Source organism: Psychroserpens mesophilus, from assembly GCF_050617655.1.
In the GTDB taxonomy this organism is placed as follows: domain Bacteria; phylum Bacteroidota; class Bacteroidia; order Flavobacteriales; family Flavobacteriaceae; genus Psychroserpens; species Psychroserpens mesophilus_A.
Map to the genome: position 1 here is coordinate 1 of NZ_JBODQC010000118.1, position 291 is coordinate 291.

Below are 291 nucleotides of genomic sequence, written 5' to 3' on the forward strand. Positions count from 1 at the left end.
AAAAGTGCAAAAACCGGGGTGGAAGACCCGGTGCATGTGGCAGAATCGGCCGAATATGGTAAGGACTGCTACCTGGGCGCATTCTGTTACGTGGGGAATAACGTCCGCATGGGCGACAATGTAAAGATTTACCCGGACGCTTACATCGGCGACAATGTGGTGATCGGAGACAACACGATTGTTTTTGCCGGTGCCAAGATTTATTCGGAAACCCAGATTGGGAGGGATTGCGTGATTCACAGCGGGGCTATCATTGGCGCGGATGGTTTTGGCTTTGCCCCGGATGACGAT

At 52.6% G+C, this 291-nt stretch carries 1 protein-coding gene; it reads left to right on the plus strand.

Annotation, left to right across the window (positions count from 1 at the left end; genetic code table 11):
• On the plus strand, positions 1–291 hold a 291-nt coding region (locus tag ACRHNM_RS16580), incomplete at both ends, for a DapH/DapD/GlmU-related protein (protein ID WP_431137731.1).